The organism is Jeotgalicoccus sp. S0W5, from assembly GCF_011634875.1.
Lineage (GTDB): Bacteria > Bacillota > Bacilli > Staphylococcales > Salinicoccaceae > Jeotgalicoccus > Jeotgalicoccus marinus.
Genome location: NZ_SIRQ01000002.1, coordinates 263,337 through 280,385, shown reverse-complemented (window position 1 = coordinate 280,385; position 17,049 = coordinate 263,337). Strand labels below are relative to the sequence as shown.

The 17,049-nt window shown below is 39.4% G+C and carries 17 protein-coding genes; 9 read left to right on the top strand and 8 right to left on the bottom strand.

The genetic code is table 11. The annotated features are described in order from the left end of the window. Positions 1–9: 9 nt before the first annotated feature. Positions 10–363, bottom strand: a complete 354-nt coding sequence (locus EYB29_RS02210) for a DUF2200 domain-containing protein (protein WP_166626436.1) — start codon at positions 361–363, stop codon at positions 10–12. Positions 364–433: 70 nt separating this feature from the next. Between EYB29_RS02210 and EYB29_RS02205 the strand changes: the two genes are divergently transcribed. From EYB29_RS02205 to EYB29_RS02190, 4 genes are all read left to right on the top strand, one after another. Then, on the top strand, positions 434–1,315 hold the full coding sequence (locus EYB29_RS02205) for an SAP domain-containing protein (protein WP_166626435.1): 882 nt from the start codon (positions 434–436) through the stop codon (positions 1,313–1,315). Between the two features lie 140 nt (positions 1,316–1,455). Next, positions 1,456–2,634: a M20 family metallopeptidase gene (locus EYB29_RS02200; RefSeq protein ID WP_166626434.1), complete on the top strand. Its 1,179-nt coding sequence runs from the start codon at positions 1,456–1,458 to the stop codon at positions 2,632–2,634. A 15-nt stretch (positions 2,635–2,649) separates the two neighbouring features. Then, positions 2,650–3,456 (top strand): DUF3100 domain-containing protein, encoded by an 807-nt coding sequence (locus EYB29_RS02195; protein WP_026867021.1) that lies wholly within the window; start codon positions 2,650–2,652, stop codon positions 3,454–3,456. Positions 3,457–3,458: 2 nt separating this feature from the next. Next, entirely contained in the window at positions 3,459–3,914 is a 456-nt protein-coding gene (locus EYB29_RS02190; RefSeq protein WP_166626433.1) for a hypothetical protein, read from the top strand. Positions 3,915–3,956: 42 nt separating this feature from the next. Here the strand turns inward: EYB29_RS02190 and EYB29_RS02185 are convergent, their stop codons facing one another. The 5 genes from EYB29_RS02185 to EYB29_RS02165 form a co-directional block, all read right to left on the bottom strand. Beyond that, positions 3,957–4,358: a hypothetical protein gene (locus tag EYB29_RS02185; RefSeq protein ID WP_166626432.1), complete on the bottom strand. Its 402-nt coding sequence runs from the start codon at positions 4,356–4,358 to the stop codon at positions 3,957–3,959. Between the two features lie 128 nt (positions 4,359–4,486). Beyond that, positions 4,487–6,139, bottom strand: a complete 1,653-nt coding sequence (locus EYB29_RS02180; RefSeq protein ID WP_166626431.1) for a BCCT family transporter — start codon at positions 6,137–6,139, stop codon at positions 4,487–4,489. 325 nt (positions 6,140–6,464) lie between these two features. Continuing rightward, positions 6,465–7,346 (bottom strand): RluA family pseudouridine synthase, encoded by an 882-nt coding sequence (locus EYB29_RS02175; RefSeq protein ID WP_166626430.1) that lies wholly within the window; start codon positions 7,344–7,346, stop codon positions 6,465–6,467. Positions 7,347–7,369: 23 nt separating this feature from the next. Then, positions 7,370–7,813 carry an SRPBCC family protein gene (locus EYB29_RS02170; protein ID WP_166626429.1) on the bottom strand — a complete coding sequence of 148 codons (444 nt, stop codon included), beginning with the start codon at positions 7,811–7,813 and terminating at the stop codon, positions 7,370–7,372. 32 nt (positions 7,814–7,845) lie between these two features. Next, positions 7,846–9,249: a YfcC family protein gene (locus EYB29_RS02165; protein ID WP_166626428.1), complete on the bottom strand. Its 1,404-nt coding sequence runs from the start codon at positions 9,247–9,249 to the stop codon at positions 7,846–7,848. 356 nt (positions 9,250–9,605) lie between these two features. Here EYB29_RS02165 and codB point away from each other — a divergent pair, with 356 nt between their 5' ends. The 4 genes from codB (at position 9,606) to EYB29_RS02145 (ending at position 13,027) form a co-directional block, all read left to right on the top strand. Then, positions 9,606–10,886 carry a cytosine permease gene (gene codB, locus EYB29_RS02160; RefSeq protein ID WP_166626427.1) on the top strand — a complete coding sequence of 427 codons (1,281 nt, stop codon included), beginning with the start codon at positions 9,606–9,608 and terminating at the stop codon, positions 10,884–10,886. Continuing rightward, positions 10,876–12,138 (top strand): cytosine deaminase, encoded by a 1,263-nt coding sequence (locus EYB29_RS02155; RefSeq protein WP_166626426.1) that lies wholly within the window; start codon positions 10,876–10,878, stop codon positions 12,136–12,138. The genes codB and EYB29_RS02155 overlap by 11 nt, the downstream gene beginning before the upstream one ends. 104 nt (positions 12,139–12,242) lie before the next feature. Then, the gene (locus EYB29_RS02150; RefSeq protein WP_166626425.1) at positions 12,243–12,389 is read left to right on the top strand and encodes a hypothetical protein; all 147 of its coding nucleotides are present in this window, start codon (positions 12,243–12,245) and stop codon (positions 12,387–12,389) included. Next, the gene (locus EYB29_RS02145; RefSeq protein ID WP_166626424.1) at positions 12,389–13,027 is read left to right on the top strand and encodes a DsbA family oxidoreductase; all 639 of its coding nucleotides are present in this window, start codon (positions 12,389–12,391) and stop codon (positions 13,025–13,027) included. The genes EYB29_RS02150 and EYB29_RS02145 overlap by 1 nt, the downstream gene beginning before the upstream one ends. Before the next feature lie 35 nt (positions 13,028–13,062). Here EYB29_RS02145 and EYB29_RS02140 read toward each other — a convergent pair whose 3' ends face one another. Further along, the gene (locus tag EYB29_RS02140) at positions 13,063–14,202 is read right to left on the bottom strand and encodes a glycerate kinase family protein (protein ID WP_166626423.1); all 1,140 of its coding nucleotides are present in this window, start codon (positions 14,200–14,202) and stop codon (positions 13,063–13,065) included. A 117-nt stretch (positions 14,203–14,319) separates the two neighbouring features. Here EYB29_RS02140 and EYB29_RS02135 point away from each other — a divergent pair, with 117 nt between their 5' ends. Next, positions 14,320–15,318: an acrylyl-CoA reductase family protein gene (locus EYB29_RS02135; RefSeq protein ID WP_166626422.1), complete on the top strand. Its 999-nt coding sequence runs from the start codon at positions 14,320–14,322 to the stop codon at positions 15,316–15,318. A gap of 128 nt (positions 15,319–15,446) precedes the next feature. Here the strand turns inward: EYB29_RS02135 and EYB29_RS02130 are convergent, their stop codons facing one another. Continuing rightward, a complete protein-coding gene (locus EYB29_RS02130; protein WP_166626421.1) occupies positions 15,447–17,042 on the bottom strand; it encodes a M20/M25/M40 family metallo-hydrolase in 1,596 nt (531 codons plus the stop codon). Positions 17,043–17,049: the final 7 nt, after the last annotated feature.

The following is a 17,049-nucleotide window of genomic DNA, read 5'->3' as shown; positions in this document are numbered from 1 at the left end:
AGTTATTGGCTATCCTTCTCTTAAAATTTTCTCCATCTTTTTACCTTTAGCAAGTTCATCAATCAACTTATCTATATAGCGAATTTCCTGCATTAAAGGATCTTCAATTTCTTCAACTCTTACACCACAAATAACACCTTTGACTTCACGTCTATTTGGGTTCATATTCGGTGCTTGATCAAAGAATTCTTCAAAATTAACACCTTTTTCGAGTTGTTCATGAAGTGCTTCATTCGAATATCCTGTTAACCAAGTGATAATTTCATCCACTTCTTCTTTGGTTCTATCTTTTCTCTCTGTCTTTGTAACATAATGAGGGTAAACACTAGATACTGCCATCTTAAAAATTTTATGCTCTGCCATATTACTTCACCTCGTTTAATTTTTCATCTATAATTATATCAAACATACGTTCGTAAAGGATGTGATATTATTGACCTTAAATGCAACAGATCTTTTATTCCTTCATCAAATAAAGGATAAGCCAAAACATGTGTTACAACGTTACTATTTTTGGTCGACAGAAGCTCAGTCTATAGACCAACGCTTAGAACATTTACTGTCTGCTGGTCATTTACACGAATCCACACATCTAGCTACTAAATTATCACAATTCACGATTCCTGTAATTAAAGAACTTCTCAGAGCACATGATTTAAAAGTGTCTGGGAACAAGGACATCCTCTTATCACGCTTACATGAGTATGATGGTGTAATTGACTTAAGTCATTTACAAGTAGAGTCTGTTTATATCGTTGATGAAAGTTTACAGGAACTAATGGAACAAACAAGATTTCTTGTTTATATGAGTATGAATGGCCCTTTGACAATTGATGATGCATATTCATTTTACCTTGATCACCCCACACTCACCAATTCAGAAGTCATTATCAAACTCCACGAAAAGGTAATCGCATCTCATCAAAATACTTACCAAGTCATTAAGTGTCATCTCCTACTATCCGATTACTACGATAAGGTACACTATATACAGAGTAAAAGCCTCAATCATTTAAATTCTTTCACTTTACTCATCGTATTAGAAGCTATGAGGCGCTATCTTGAAGTGACACACACACCTGGGGAAATATTTTTTGATATTGATAACAACACCGTTGAAAAATACCGTTCATTGTTACTCTTGAAACAATGGACAGTAAGTGACCTATATCAAGGTCTTCTAAGGGCAGGAGAAAATCTACCGTACAGTGATAAGGCAATCACTTTAGCAAGTCAATTTATTATTCGCTATATCATTAATAGTAATAAGGCAGAACAAGAACTGATTTCCGGTATTAAGAGCGGTGACGATTAAACATTGTCACCACTCTTAATTTGTTTTCTCTATAATTCATTTCTATACCCTCTAATTATTTCAGATTATTTTGACTTAACAGATATTTAAGCATATAATTTGGCAATATAATTACTATTACAAAAAGGGGATTGATAGGAATGGAAACACTTTTTGCTAGTCTAGATGAACTAAACGAAGAAATCATTTCAATACGTCGACATTTACATCAACATCCAGAATTATCATTCGAGGAAGTTGAAACACCTAAATACATAGCTGAGTTTCATGAAGTACTTGGCCACGAAGTAAGGACAAGTGTCGGTGGTAATGGTGTCGTCGCTTACTTAAAAGGGGAGCATGACGGACCTACGGTTGCCTTACGTGCCGATTTTGATGCATTGCCGATTGAAGAGGAAACCGAGCTCGACTTCAAATCTGTAAACGAAGGTGTAATGCACGCTTGTGGACACGACGGCCATACCGCTACTTTACTCGGTGTTGCTAAGGCATTAAATAAACACAAGAATGAACTTCACGGTAATGTTGTATTCATCCACCAACACGCTGAAGAATTACCACCGGGTGGTGCGAAACCTATGATTGAAGACGGCGCCCTTGAAGGTGTTGATGTCATCTTTGGCACTCACTTACAAGCACAACTTCCATTGAATGAAATTGCCTACCGCACTGATGCCCTTCAAGCGTCGTCTGATTCTTTTGAAGTGAAGATTCTTGGTAAAGGCGGGCATGGTGCCATGCCTCAAGATACAAAAGATAGCATTTTAATTGCGTCTCAGCTCGTAAATAATTTTCAACAAATAGTTAGCCGACGCGTCAACCCGCTTCAGTCTGCAGTCCTATCAGTCTGTTCTTTTGAGGCAATTGGTCCTTATAACATCATTGCAAATACAGCTAAAATCAAGGGCACTGTGAGAACTTTAAATGAGGAAACACGTGAATTGATGGAGCAAGAAATGGAAAGGGTTATCAAGGGAACATGTGAACTATCCGGTGCAGACTACGAATTTAACTATGAACGTGGGTATCCAGTACTCATTAACCACAAAGAAGAAACTGAATTTGTCGTAAAAGTTGCAGAAACCGTACCTGATGTCGCCACTGTAAAAGAAATTGAACCGATTATGGGTGGAGAAGATTATTCATATTACTTACAAGAAGTTAAAGGCACATACATTTTTACTGGTGCACAACCAGATAATACAGATAATCCATATCCACATCATCATCCTAAATTTGATATTAATGAAAAAGCCTTACTCACAGCAGCTAAAGTACTAGCTAAATCGACTGTTGAATACATGAACCAAAATAAATAACAGTGGGGATATGTCATGGAGAATACTACACTAAACTTATGGAAAGATTGGCGCTTGCATGCTGTTGTCTTTGCCATCGTCATCATAACTGAGTTAATCGGTACGCATCAATTTCAAATTGGTCCAGGTACTGTTTTACTACTGCCAATGCTCTATGCTGTTGTTATCGGTCTAGCAACTTTCTTTACACCATTAATTAGTAAAGTTCAATCAAGTAAAGCTGAATCCTTGGTCTTTATGTCTGTCACCTTATTGATTGCAAAATTCGGTGTTCAAGCAGGACCTGCTCTACCTGAGTTGATTCAGGCAGGTCCTGCACTAATCTTTCAAGAATTCGGTAATTTAGCGACAATATTGATCGCCTTACCAGTTGCTGTGTTTCTCGGGTTAAAAAGAGAAACTATTGGTATGACACACTCAATTGGTCGAGAATCCAACTTAGCACTAATATCAGAAAAATATGGAGTCTCTTCACCAGAAGGTCGTGGTGTTGTATCCATGTATATATTCGGCACATTATTCGGTGCAATATTTTTAGGGCTGACTTCTGGTTTCTTTGCGTCCGTTTTTCCGATTAGTCCACTATCATTCGCCATGGCAACAGGAATCGGAAGCGGGAGTATGACAGCCGCTTCACTCGGTCCACTCGTTGCCATGTATCCTGATCAAGCAGATCTCATCACTGCCTATTCTGGAGCGAGTAATTTACTTACATCCGTCACAGGTTTATACATGAGTATCTTTATAGGTTTACCTTTAACTGAAAAATATTTCTCTCTAATGTCGAGAATTAAAAATAAAAAAGCCAAGGAGAGTGAATAGGTATGGTCGGAAAACTAATAGATTGGACACTCACTCTCAGTATTGTCGCCATCATGACGCTCGTTGGTAATTTCATCGGTTATGAGGTCATGCCTTTAACAGCTTTACCCGGAATCATTATTTTAATGATTATTGTTCTAATAGGAATGGTCATTCATGAAGCTTTACCTTTTAAGAAGCTACCTGCCATTGCTTATATCGGGATACTTGCCTTTGTAGTTACGATGCCATTTTTCCCAGGTTCGGGAAAAATCGTCGCTTGGACTTCAGAAGTAAATTTACTTGCTCTAACTACACCGATTCTTGCCTATGCAGGTATTTCCATAGGTAATTCATGGGTAGACTTTGCTAAGATGGGATGGAAAACAATCATCGTTGGTATGCTCGTCTTATTAGGAACTTATCTTGGATCAGCCATTGTCGCTGAGATAATCTTAAGAATACAAGGTATTGTATAAATAATTACCCGGAGCAAGTCATTGATATGCTCCGGGTAATTTTTATTCTTGAAAGTGATCTTCGATAAAGGCCTTGTAGCCAATCACTTTTTGTGTGTCGTAAAATGTTTTAAATAACTCAACAACTTCTTCTAGTGTTAATGATTCCTTATGATATATCTTCCCAAATTCCTCTGAATCTTTTGCAGGGAGCGCTTCAAATGAGTAGTATTCATCATCTTTAATACATTGAATTGTATCCACTTCTAGGTTGTAGTTAACAAAGGATAAGGTCGCAAAACTATCTTCTGAATCCACAACATCATGTACAGCACTTTCTACTTGTGACCATGAAGGATTTTCATAATCATCTAAACCGGTGGACAGCTCAACGTAGGGCTCACCATTCTTTAGTTGTTCATCATCTATTTGATCTTCATTTTTTAGGAAGCCAAATATTCCCATAGAAAACACTCCTATATTCTTACTGTATTTAAACAGTCTTTATTTTTTATATATTCCCCTTTTTATTTAAGTTAATCATAAAAAAACTGCTTGGCTTAATTAAGCCAAGCAGTGAAACAATAACTTTATTATTTATTTTCTTCTTCGCTACCATCATCTGCAAGGTGTGGCGCAATCTCATCTGGTAATGTTTCTTCGAAAGCTTCTCTTCTTTCTTCAAGTTCTTTCTCAGTTTTTACTCTATGAGAATCTTTATAAAGTAATTGTTGTCTTTCTAATTCGATAATTCCATATTCACTCCGTAAGGCTTTATATAGAGAAATACCGAGCATAGCAACAATGAACGTGAATGGGAAGGCTGCGATTAACATCGCCATTTCAATGGCTGATAAACCACCAGACCATAGTAATACGATAGCAGTACCAGCTAAGATACCACCCCAGATTAATTTAACTTTAAGTGGTGGGTTTAATGAACCACCAGTTGTTAACATACTGATTACGAATGTACCACTATCAGCTGAAGTTACAAAGAATGAAGCGATAAGTAGTATCGCAACACCCATAATTAATGGTGCAGCTGGGTAGTTTTCTAAGAATGCGAATAGAGCGACTTCATTACCTTCAGTCTCGATTAAGCTATAGATTCCGCCACCTAAGATGTTATCTGATTCAATACCAGCAACACCGAAGATCGCAAACCAAATCGCACTGAAGACAACCGGTACACCCATCACACCAACGATGAATTCTCTAATTGTTCTACCGCGTGACACACGTGCGATGAAGCTACCAACAAAGGCAGCCCAACCGATCCACCATGCCCAGTAGAATAGTGTCCAGTCATTTAAGAATGAACGCTCGCCTGTAAATGAATTCATGTTAAATGTCATACTGACTATGTTATTAAGGTAGTTACCTAAGTTCGTCATAAATGCTTCTAGCATTTGTACAGATGAACCAAAGATAAATACGAATAACATTAAGGCTATCGCAATAATAACGTTACCAATACTCAAGTAACGGATACCTTTATTGACACCTGTAGATGCAGAAATCATAAAGGCTACAGTAATAATTAGGACGATAATTGTCTGCGTCCAAACATTGTTTTCAATGCCGTCAAAGCTGTAGCTAAGACCTGCTGTAATCTGAGTTGCACCAAGTCCAAGTGATGTTGCGATACCGAAAATTGTACCGAATACTGCTAGAGAGTCGATACCTGTACCTAACCACCCTTTAGATCGTTCACCAATTAAAGGTGATAAGGCTGAACTCATAAGTAGTGGTGCATTGTGTCTGAAGTTAAAGTAAGCTAGAGACAGACCCACTACTGCGTATACACCCCAAGGGTGAATTCCCCAGTGGAACAGTGTATGCATCATAGATTCTTCCTGAGCAGCAATAGAACCAGGCTCTGCCGATGGTGGGTTGTGGAAGTGAGTTACAGGTTCGTTAACACCGTAGAACACTAAACCAACACCCATACCTGCTGTGAATAAGAATGAGAACCAAGTAAAGTAACTGTACTGTGGTTTTTCATCCTGTCTACCTAAACGTATCTTACCGTATGGGCTGAAAACTAAATAAATCGCAAAAATAACAAAAGCTGTCATGCCCAGCATGTAAACCCAACCAAGTTGGTTAGAAATAAAATTGTTAATTACACCAAGAACTGAACCAACATTTTCTGGGAAAAATGCACCCCATAAAATGAAGACAGCTGCTAATGAAACAGAAACGTAAAAGACCGGTGTGAGTACCGATTTTTTTTCTTTCATAAAAAAGTATACCTCCTGTAAATATAGTTTCTGTGATTAAGACAAAACAAAAACGCCAGTCTTAAAAATGATAGTTTATCGTGCTGTATCGTGAAATTTGGGAACTGAAACTTCCCTAAAAAAAGAAAATAGAAATGTTACATGAAAAATCATGTCAAAAACTGCAGTGAGTGCATCTCACAGCTAAAAAGGATTTTACTTGACTTAAAATAAAGCCTTGGACAACTTGTAATGCTAACACAGTTATATCGAAATTAAAACAGTTCTGAAACAATTATTTATAATAATTACAAAAAGCCAAACCCCAATACGGTTTGGCTAGCTTCTATTTAAACCCTCTTGTAAAACTGCTAGGTGGCTTTGATTCAAACCTCAAAGACTTTCCACTAGTTGGGTGTTTAAACTCTATAACACTTGCATGAAGACCAAGGCGATTGATTGGTTTGGTTGTTGATCCATATTTTTTATCGCCTACTATTGGATGGCCAATCGTTTCCATATGCACACGGATCTGATTTTTTCGTCCCGTCTCTAAGTTGACTTTTAATAGAGAAAATCGACGATTTTTTCTCATCACTTGGTAATGAGTAATTGCTTTTTGCCCACCATTGTCTTTAGGACTTGAATGCATTTTAAAGGTCTTATCTTCTTTAAGCCAAGAAGTAATCGTCCCGTCTTCTTTAACTTGGCCCTCTACTAAGGCAATATAAGTTCTTTCACTTACGATGTCTTTCCAGTTATTTTGTAACTTTTGTTGTACTACACGTGATTTTGCAAGTATCATCACACCTGAAGTATCTCTATCTAAACGATGTACTATAAAGATGCGATTGTTTGGTCTGATACTCTGTACATAATCCATTAACATTCTAAAGGCTGTCGCTTTTTTCTCGAGTTTAGAGCCCATAGTTAAGAGTCCATGTGACTTTTCAATGGCAATAATATCATCGTCTTCATAGACAATCTCTATGCCTTTCATCTTAACATCAGGCGATGCGGCACGGTCTCTTAAGGTGACGACATCACCCTTTTTCAAGCATTCATCAAACTGTGTCGTCGGTTTACCATTAATAGTAACTTGGCCTCGTTTTAACATTCCTTTGACTGTACTTCTGCTCTTATTTGGCATCACTTCAAATAGGTATTCAAGTAGTTCGTTATTCTTTTCTACTGTCCATTCGGTATTACCTTTATTCTTATTCTTCATTTAATAATAATCCCTTTCATTGATCAGGCTGATTTATCTTCTAGATATTTAACTAATTTATTCATTTCTTTATTCATAACAGCCTTCACAATAGGTTTCACTGTCATTACAAACATTCTGACTCCCATTTTACTATCGATGCTAGAGCGTACAGTTAGCTCTGAATATTCTCCATTTGGAACGATATTAAATAACGTTGTAATAACGCCTTGTTTAAGCTTAGTTTTCATTGTAATACTACGATTCTCGCTGTATTCAACTATTTCATTTCTAAATTTGTATGTCTTATTTCTAACGCCTAGCGTTATTCTAAATTTTGTACCCTTAGCACGTTTTTCTTTCGTATTATACTCAACTTCCTTTAGGATGGTGAATATGTCTATTAATTGATTGTCATCATTAATTACACTAAAGATATCATCTGCAGATGCATTAACCTTTTCATTTCTATAGCTATAAATTTCCATCTAAGCCCTCACCTGTATCATCGTATTTAAATCTAAAATGGTCCTAGATTTATCAATGTTGCTACCACTAATAGTATCATAGCAATGACTGACCAGATAATAAATAACGGCAAGAACCACTTTGCCCATTTAATCCACGGTACACCCGCAACAGCTAAACTCGCCATTAGTGTGCCTGACGTTGGAAAAAGTGAGTTAGAGAAGCCATCGCCAAACTGGAATGCAAGTATTGCGACTTGACGGGTCACCCCTACCATATCAGAAAGTGGTGCTTGAATCGGAATCATAATTGCAGCCTGTCCACTGCCCGACGGAACAAAGAAGTTAAAGATTGAGTTCATGATGAACATACCTATTGCTGTTGCAACAGGAGGTAAGGCAGATAAAGGATCTGATAGCACACTAACTAATGTATCTAAAACCATGCCGTCTTCCATAATAATGAGTACTGCTCTTGCTAAACCAATGATTAAGGAACCGTATACGAGTCCTTTACAACCTTCCAAGAAAGTTAAGGTAATTTCATTATAGTTCATCTGAGCAATCATACCTGCAATAATTGCAACGATGATAAACAAGGCAGCCATATGATTGGTCGTCCATTGGAACTGGATCACTGCAAATATGAAGAAGATTAAGGCTAGAGCGGTCACAGCCAGTATCCATTTATGTCTTATAGTAAACTTTTCTGTGTTCTTAAATTCTTCTGCTGATGCTTCAACACCCATAATACTTTTTGTAGGGTCATTCAATATTTTTTTACAGTATCGCCATGTAAACCAAATCGTTACAGCAGTTAAAATCACAAAGGCAATCAATCTAATCAGCATTCCCGAAAAAGGTGGTAGTTCAGCTATATTGTGTGCAACACCCACTGTATATGGATTTAAGAATCCTGCTGAAAAACCAATAAAGGCCGCATTAAATGTAATTGCAACTGCTACAATGGCATCGAGTTTTAACGCTTTTGCTAACATTACCCCAATGACTACAAATGCGATGACCGAGTTACCTAATGCACCAACCGCACCGCCGATTGCAAAGAGAACAATAATCGATGAGATTAATAGAAATTCTCTCCCTTGCATCTTATCAATTGCAGAATATATTCCTGCCTGTATAGCACCTGAGCGATTAATGACTTCGAACATCCCACCTGCAAATAGAACTAGAAATATAATATCCGCACTCTCTATCATCCCAGTTTGAATCGCTAAAAAGACATCCATTAATCCTGCAGGTTCACTTTCAACCGTTTCATATGTATCGGGTACAATCGTCGTTACCCCGTCAATTTCCTCTCGTTCAAATGATCCTGCTGGCATTAAGTATGTGGCTAGAACCGCAAGCAACATTACTCCAAATACTATGACATATGTATCCGGAAACTCCCATCTTTTCTTCAATTTCTTGTTTTTTGATGAATTCACCGACATTCATTCACACTCCTTAGTTAAATGATTGTTTCTATATTACCATATGATGAATTTATAATTAAACTTTATTATGCATATTTAAACGTAAAATATTAAGTAGACAGTTCAACTTTTATATGTAATACTATTCATGAACTAAATACTGGTGCCTTTAACTCAGTCCAGAGAGACTGACAAGGACAGCGCGTATAATATCGATTCGGTTAAACATATCCTAATTCTGGGTGTTTAATCTTCTTTATTATAGAAATCAGCTTCTTGTCTTCTTTCGGGCAAGAAGCTTTCTTTTTGTCTGAATGAAACAAGTTGTGCCCTTTCGGCGCCAGTTTCTTAAATAAGAATCTGGAGGAATGAACATGTCTATTCAAGACAAAGAATTTTCACTTACAGCAGTACCTCAGTCTAGCCGTAAAGGATTTTGGAACATCTTAGTCGTTATGGTATCACTCAGCTTTTTCTCTGCCAGCATGTGGTCAGGTGGGACACTAGGAGAAGGTTTATCTCTTTTGAACTTCATTTGGATTGTCCTAGCTGGTAATTTAATTCTCGGTTTATACACTGGATCACTTGCTTACATCTCAGCCAAAACTGGTCTCTCTACTCATCTACTCGCTCGCTATGCCTTCGGTAAAGAAGGTTCATATATTACTTCATTTTTACTCGCAGCCACTCAAGTGTGCTGGTTCGGTGTTGGTCTTGCCATGTTCGCCGTCCCTGTCTCAATGGCAACAGGTGTCAATGTCTACATACTCATCGGTGTCTTTGGAACCTTGATGACTATTTCATCTATATTCGGTCTTAAAGCTCTTGCCATCCTCGGTTTCATCAGTGTCCCTACAATTGCAGTCTTCGGAATTTATTCAACATCAGATGCAGTTGCCTCAATGGGCGGCATGGAAGCACTTATGGCCTATGAGCCAAGTCAAACCATGAGTATCGCTCTGGCACTCACAATCTGTGTCGGTTCATTTATCAGTGCAGGTACTTTAACGCCTGACTTCACACGCTTTAGTAAAACTGCTAAATCAGCCGTATCATCTACAGTCATTGCTTTCTTTATCGGTAACTCATTAATGTTCTTATTTGGTGCCATCGGAGCAATGGCCTTTGGTATCGCTGATATTTCAGAAGTCATGATGTTACAAGGACTCATGATTCCAGCCATCATCGTCTTAGGATTAAACATCTGGACAACGAATGATAGCGCCCTTTACGCATCAGGACTTGGCTTTGCAAACATCTTTAAGCTACCTAAGAAGTATATTGTTGTCTTCAATGGTATCTTAGGGACAATCGCAGCAATGTGGTTATACAACAACTTTGTGGGTTTCCTAACCTTGTTAGGTTCAGCCCTACCTTCAATCGGAGCCATTATCTTAACGGATTACTTCATCGTAAGAAAAAGACAATATGCTTCAATTGAAAGTGCTAACTTTAAAGCCTTAAACCCTGTCGCAATAATTGCTTGGATTGCCGGTGCTCTTCTAGCAAACTTCGTACCAGGCATTCCACCATTAAATGCTCTAATCGGCACAAGTGTCATCTATGCAGTCGGCATGAAATTAGCGGAGATGAAAGCACCAGTTACAGTTAAAGCACCGCTTAAAGGAAAGGATGAAATAGCACGTGAATATTAAGAACGCAACTTTAAGAGGACAAGAAGGTCTATGGAATATAGAAATAGATGACGGGATCTTTAAGACCATTACACAAAAAGAACTTTCAGAATCAGAAGACACCTTAGATGTGAATGGTGCTTTAGTCTTACCCCCATTCATAGAACCACATATTCATTTAGACACCACCTTAACCGCAGGTGAACCTGAATGGAATTTAAGTGGTACCTTATTTGAGGGCATCCAAAGATGGTCTGAAAGAAAAGAATCCTTAACTATAGAAGATGTGAAAAGCCGTGCGAAAAAAGCGATTAAATGGCAGATCGCTGGAGGTATCCAGTATATTCGTACGCATGTTGATGTGACAGACCCTGAGTTAACTGCCTTAAAGGCTATGATTGAGGTTAAAGAAGAGCTCAAAGATTTCGTTGACATCCAGCTGGTTGCCTTTCCTCAGGAAGGGATTTTATCATATCCAAATGGTAAGGAAATCTTAGAAGAAGCTGTAAAATTAGGCGCTGATGTGGTCGGCGCTATTCCTCACTTTGAATTCACACGTGAGTACGGGGTAGAATCTTTAAAAATTGCCTTTGACCTCGCAGAAAAATACGATAAACTCATCGACGTTCACTGTGATGAAATCGATGATGAGCAATCGAGATTCGTCGAAGTCGTTGCAAATGAGGCCTACCAACGCGGCTTAGGTGAGAAGACAACAGCCAGCCACACGACAGCCATGGGGTCTTATAATGATGCCTACACAGCTAAACTCTCCCGATTGTTGAAGATGTCGAACATTAATTTTGTTTCTAACCCATTAATCAACATTCATCTACAAGGCCGCTTTGATTCGTATCCTAAACGCCGTGGCCTCACACGTGTTAAAGAACTGCAAGCAGCGGGTCTAAACATCTGTTTCGGCCACGATGATATTTTTGACCCTTGGTATCCACTCGGCACAGGAAATATGCTACAGGTCTTACACATGGGCATACATGTCGCACAACTCATGGGCTATGAAGAAATCGTCAATTCAATTGACTTAATTACTAAAAATAGTGCCAAGACCCTACATATTGAAGACCAGTATGGCATTGAAGTTGGTAAGCCTGCGAACTTTATCGTCTTAAATGGGGATAATGAGTATGATGTCATCCGAAAACAAGCCGCTGTCACATACTCTTATAGAAATGGTAAATGTGTGGCGAGAACTAAACCCAGTGAATCTACGATTAATCTCGGCCAAGAGGAAATTATCGATTTTGAAAGATAAAACAGATCCTGCTTACAACATGTAGGCAGGATTTTCGTCTTTTTTAATGCATCCTGTTAAACTATCATTAGTATAGGAAATTACTTATGGAAAGGAGCATTGCAATGACGGAAAAAGAACAAGAAAAGAAAACTGACAAACAAGTTCAAACGATAGAACCTATGGAATTTGGAAGTTCTACCGGCATGGTATGTGACTTTGAAACAGGGATATGTGGCCCAACTAATGAAGAGAAAGAGGATAAGAAATAATGAAAATTACAATTTGGTCAGACTTCGTTTGCCCGTTCTGCTATATCGGACAAGCGAACTTAGATGCAGCGATGGAAAAATTTGAACACCGTGATGATGTTGAAATCGAATATAAGAGCTTCCAACTCATGCCTGGTGCAGTGCACACTGAGGGAGAAAGCTATGCAGAAACATTCTCTAAACTAAAAGGTATGCCAGTTGAACGCGCACAAGGTATGCTGCAACAAGTCACAGAAACAGGTAAAAATGCAGGCGTTGAGATTAATTACGATATCGCCAAACTTACTAGCACATTTAAAGCCCACCGCGTGTTCCAATATGCACGTACACAAGGTAAAGGCACACCGTTCTTTAAAGCATTTTATAAAGCCCACTTCACTGAAGGTGCTGACATCGATGACAATGACACAATTCTACGATTAGCAGAATCTGTTGGCTTAGATACTGATGAAGTACAAAATGTTTTAGCTAGTGAAGACTACGCTCAGGACGTTAATGTCGATATCTCACAAGCCTCACAATTAGGCGTACAAGGTGTCCCATTCTTCCTAGTCAATGACAAATACTCAATCTCAGGTGCCCAGCCACCAGAATTGTTTGAAGAAGCACTCAATAAAATTTATAGTGAAGGACAATAGATAGAAAAAGAGCAGTACGCGTGCGCACTGCTCTTTTATTTGCCTATGTTGAAGAGTCTGATGACTTGCTCTGTCGTCCTTCTAATATTTTCTATCGTCACTTCTTTTTCCATTGCCTGATCCAAGGGCATGGGCTCGGCTTGAATGGAGAAGACTGCATTCAAACCACGTTCATTTAACTGATCGGCATCTTTAGACAGGCTTCCAGCGAGTCCAATGACTGGCACTTGATAGTGCTCGGCAATTGCTGCAATGCCTACAGGGACTTTCCCCATAGCGGTTTGGGCATCGAGTCGACCTTCACCGGTTATCACTAAGTCTGCAGTTTCAATTTCTTCTTCAATTCCTAACATATCTGTAATCAGAGACACGCCTGTTTCTAGTTGACCACCAAGATAGCCATGGAAGGCCGCGCCTAAGCCACCAGCTGCACCTCCCCCTGGAATTTCTGCTATGTCTATGTTCATGTCCTCTAAGGTTTTATCTGCATAGTGTTTGAGTCCTTGATTAAGTACTTCTAAATCCTCAACTGTCACACCTTTTTGCGGTCCGAAGACATAGGTTGCACCCGCTTCACCATACAGCGTGTTATTCACATCACAGGCCACTCTAAAGTTACAGCCATCAAATTTAGCCGCTTCGTTGGTTTTAATAATTTTACTAATTTGATTTAAGGCCAGACCACCCTGCTCAATGTCCTGTTTGTTTTTATCTAGAAATTGATAACCCATCGCTTGTAGCATGCCAACACCACCGTCATTGGTCGAACTTCCACCTAGGCCTACGATAAAGTTCCTCGCACCGAGTGCATGGGCATATTCAATCAATTCCCCCAAACCATAAGTCGTGGCAAGTTTGGGGTTCAGCTCATCTTGACTCAGCAAGGTTAAACCGGACGTTGAGGCGACTTCTATAATCGCTAGATTTTCACTCGGCACCAAACCCACATAGGATGTCACTTCCTTACCCAGCGGTCCTGTGACCACCTTTGGAATCTTTTGACCGCCTAAACTATTGACCAAGATATCCGTTGTGCCTTCTCCACCATCAGCCATTTCATATGTCTTAACTTCCGCCTCACTGAAGGCTGACTTGATACCTACTTCCACCGCGTCACTTGCTTCCTTCGACGACACACTCCCTTTAAATGAATCCATAGCAACGATTATTTTCATAGCGATCACTCCTTAGCTCCACTTTACCATTCCTTTAGTCATTTCTAAAAACGGATTAAATGCATTCCGAATTATAAGTTAGTAAAATAGAACTATATTATATGAAGGAGGCTATTTATGAATTCGTATCGCGCATTAGTGGTGAACAAATCGACTGAAGATGAAGGTACAGAAATAAGCATTCAACCCGTAGAAAGAAAGCCTTTAGCGGATAATGAGTTGTTTATCGATGTGCATTACTCAAGTATAAATTATAAGGATGGTATGGTGAGTGCCCTTGGACAAATCGCTACGACCTTCCCGATTACACCTGGTATTGATTTAGCTGGTGTGGTGAAAGAATCGAATGATGACCGCTTTAAGGTCGGTGATGAAGTCATTGCAACAAGCTATGATATCGGTACATCAATCGACGGTGGATACCAAGAATATGCAACACTCCCTGGAGAATACGTCATTCCACTTCCTGATGGATTAAGCTTAAGAGAAGCGATGATTCAAGGTACTGCTGGACTGACAGTAGGAATTGCCATTGATAAATTAGAAAAAGTGGGCGTACACCCTGACAACGGAGATGTCTTAGTTGCCGGTGCATCAGGCGGATCTGGTAGTTTAGCCGTGCGCATGTTAAATCACTTAGGCTATGATGTCGTCGCGAGCAGTGGTTCATCATCCCGCGAAGACTATTTAAAATCTATTGGAGCGAAAAAAGTGATCGCTCGTAGTGAGGTAGAAAACACTCAAGAAGGACCTGTAAACCAGCCACTTTATCAGGCTGCGATTGACCCTGTCGGTGGTTCAACTACAGAATATATTTTAAAAACCTTGGAGCCTGAAGGTGCCGTTGTGACCTATGGCCTAGTTGGCGGCATTGACGTTTCAACGACAGTACTGCCATTTATTGGTCGAGGCATTCATTGGATGGGTGCTGATTCGGTCTACTTCCCAATGGCGAAAAGACAACACATTTGGAAGCGCCTTGCGACTGACTTAAATATCGACCTAGAAAGCGAAGGCCTAGTCAACGAAATTGGTCTAGACGACTTACCACAAGCACTCCATGACATTATCGACGGTAACCTGCAAGGCCGTACTATTGTTAATTTGAAATCATAAAATAAAAAGGGAGTTATCACCCGTGTGCACAATACCGGTGATAACTCTCTTATTTTTTATTCACTTATCACCGATTCTTTCTAAAACGGTGATAACTCTCTTTATTTTTTGCCTACTTATCACCGATTCTATATCGATCGGATCACAGTTTTTAATACCTGTGGCATCATTTCAAAGGCGTTCGCCTTGTGAAGTCGCTCTGTCATCTTGTGCGCATCTTTTCCGAAGGGCCCAATATTCATCACGGGTGCATTCAAGATTTGCATGTCTTTGAAGGGAATCTTATAGGTCTCGCCCCACAGCGGTGCGTTATTAACAAACACTTCCCAGCCATCGTCGTCTGCTTGATAGTTAACATAACTTAAATCAGAAATCCCGTTAAAGTAGTGTTTGTTGGTCACTTCATAGTTAAAGTTTTCTTTAAATGTTTCCTTAGTCACAGCAATCAGCTTCTGAACTAAATCGTCATCTGAGGAATTCACAGCTGGCATATACGGTGGTGCAAACATAAGTACTGTTGCTGGCGCGAGTTCCTGACAGTGTTCCATCAAGCGGTCAGCAATTAAAACGGTCGTCTTTCTTTGATCACTCACACCTTGGTTTAAGACCGCTTCAATCACCTGATTCGCTTCTTCTAGGCTGTATTTATCGATAAAATACTCTAGAACTTCATGGTATTCCATAATTCGAATGCAGGTAAATGGTTCGATGCCATTCGCTTCGGCAATCTTCAAGTAATCCGTTCGACATTGATGCATGGCGTCTTCGGCAATCTCTTTAAAGGTGCCCATGACATCTCGCGCGGTTTGATTCATAGTGAATACGTTGTACAACGAATATGCATGATGGGACGTTTGCACGTCATAGTTTTCTTTTAAATCGTTCGACTGCAGACAGATTGGTAAGGGTGTCGTCTCTCCGTCATAGGTCTCTTGGAATCTGTTGGTAAATTCCATTTCCTTGTTTAAATAAGACGATAAAAAGTGCGCTGTAATCCCATTTAACGGTTCCCCGGCATGGGTCGGAATACCGTAAAACAAGGCTGCCGGCATAATCTTGCCGATGGATCCTGAATATATGTAGTGATTATTGTCCAAGGGTTCTTGAGTGAATGAAGGTTCACCATTTAGGAATAGACGAATGTTTAGGTCGTATTCGTCTTTTATTTGAACCAAACCAGGCACAGCTCGGAGCATACCTGCTGAGGCTACCTCTTCATCCGGCACCGTGACGAGGCAAATATTGATTGGCCATTCTTCTTTTATTGCCTGTTCAAGAATATGCATGTGTAAGGCGAGCCCTGGTTTCATATCCATAACGCCTCGGCCAAACACAAAGTCCCCTGTTTCTAAGTCAACCTTCGTATCTTCAGTTAATAGATCTTTACGCGTTTCAAAAGCTGCAGTTAAATTGACTGGATCAAAGGCAAGGTGAGACAACTGACCGTATTCATCTACGCCAACCGTATCAAAATGACTAATTAATACGACTGTATCCTTTGTCTCATCATTTTTATAAAGCGCAGTTAAAGCATTACAGTTTTTGCCTGCATCAAATAGACGGATTTTATCGTCTTGAGTCGAAAAATAATCCAAGGCCATTAACTTATCCTTCAATTTATGTGGAAAATCAATCTCTCCTTGACTGCCAGACAAACTATTCCAAGACACCAACTCATATAAGAGGGCTTCGATATCCTCTGACTTCTGCCATAAATATTCCATATCAGAC

What these genes read in the sequence shown, in the direction of transcription:
- EYB29_RS02175 (WP_166626430.1), bottom strand. Translation starts at nt 7,346, where the DNA reads ATGAAGAATAAGAATAAAGGTAATACCGAATGGACAGTAGAAAAGAAT.
- EYB29_RS02170 (WP_166626429.1), bottom strand. Translation starts at nt 7,813, where the DNA reads ATGGAAATTTATAGCTATAGAAATGAAAAGGTTAATGCATCTGCAGAT.
- EYB29_RS02130 (WP_166626421.1), bottom strand. Translation starts at nt 17,042, where the DNA reads ATGGAATATTTATGGCAGAAGTCAGAGGATATCGAAGCCCTCTTATAT.
- EYB29_RS02180 (WP_166626431.1), bottom strand. Translation starts at nt 6,139, where the DNA reads ATGAAAGAAAAAAAATCGGTACTCACACCGGTCTTTTACGTTTCTGTT.
- EYB29_RS02190 (WP_166626433.1), top strand. Translation starts at nt 3,459, where the DNA reads ATGGTCGGAAAACTAATAGATTGGACACTCACTCTCAGTATTGTCGCC.
- EYB29_RS02200 (WP_166626434.1), top strand. Translation starts at nt 1,456, where the DNA reads ATGGAAACACTTTTTGCTAGTCTAGATGAACTAAACGAAGAAATCATT.
- EYB29_RS02195 (WP_026867021.1), top strand. Translation starts at nt 2,650, where the DNA reads ATGGAGAATACTACACTAAACTTATGGAAAGATTGGCGCTTGCATGCT.
- codB (WP_166626427.1), top strand. Translation starts at nt 9,606, where the DNA reads ATGTCTATTCAAGACAAAGAATTTTCACTTACAGCAGTACCTCAGTCT.
- EYB29_RS02140 (WP_166626423.1), bottom strand. Translation starts at nt 14,202, where the DNA reads ATGAAAATAATCGTTGCTATGGATTCATTTAAAGGGAGTGTGTCGTCG.
- EYB29_RS02210 (WP_166626436.1), bottom strand. Translation starts at nt 363, where the DNA reads ATGGCAGAGCATAAAATTTTTAAGATGGCAGTATCTAGTGTTTACCCT.
- EYB29_RS02145 (WP_166626424.1), top strand. Translation starts at nt 12,389, where the DNA reads ATGAAAATTACAATTTGGTCAGACTTCGTTTGCCCGTTCTGCTATATC.
- EYB29_RS02165 (WP_166626428.1), bottom strand. Translation starts at nt 9,249, where the DNA reads ATGTCGGTGAATTCATCAAAAAACAAGAAATTGAAGAAAAGATGGGAG.
- EYB29_RS02150 (WP_166626425.1), top strand. Translation starts at nt 12,243, where the DNA reads ATGACGGAAAAAGAACAAGAAAAGAAAACTGACAAACAAGTTCAAACG.
- EYB29_RS02185 (WP_166626432.1), bottom strand. Translation starts at nt 4,358, where the DNA reads ATGGGAATATTTGGCTTCCTAAAAAATGAAGATCAAATAGATGATGAA.
- EYB29_RS02135 (WP_166626422.1), top strand. Translation starts at nt 14,320, where the DNA reads ATGAATTCGTATCGCGCATTAGTGGTGAACAAATCGACTGAAGATGAA.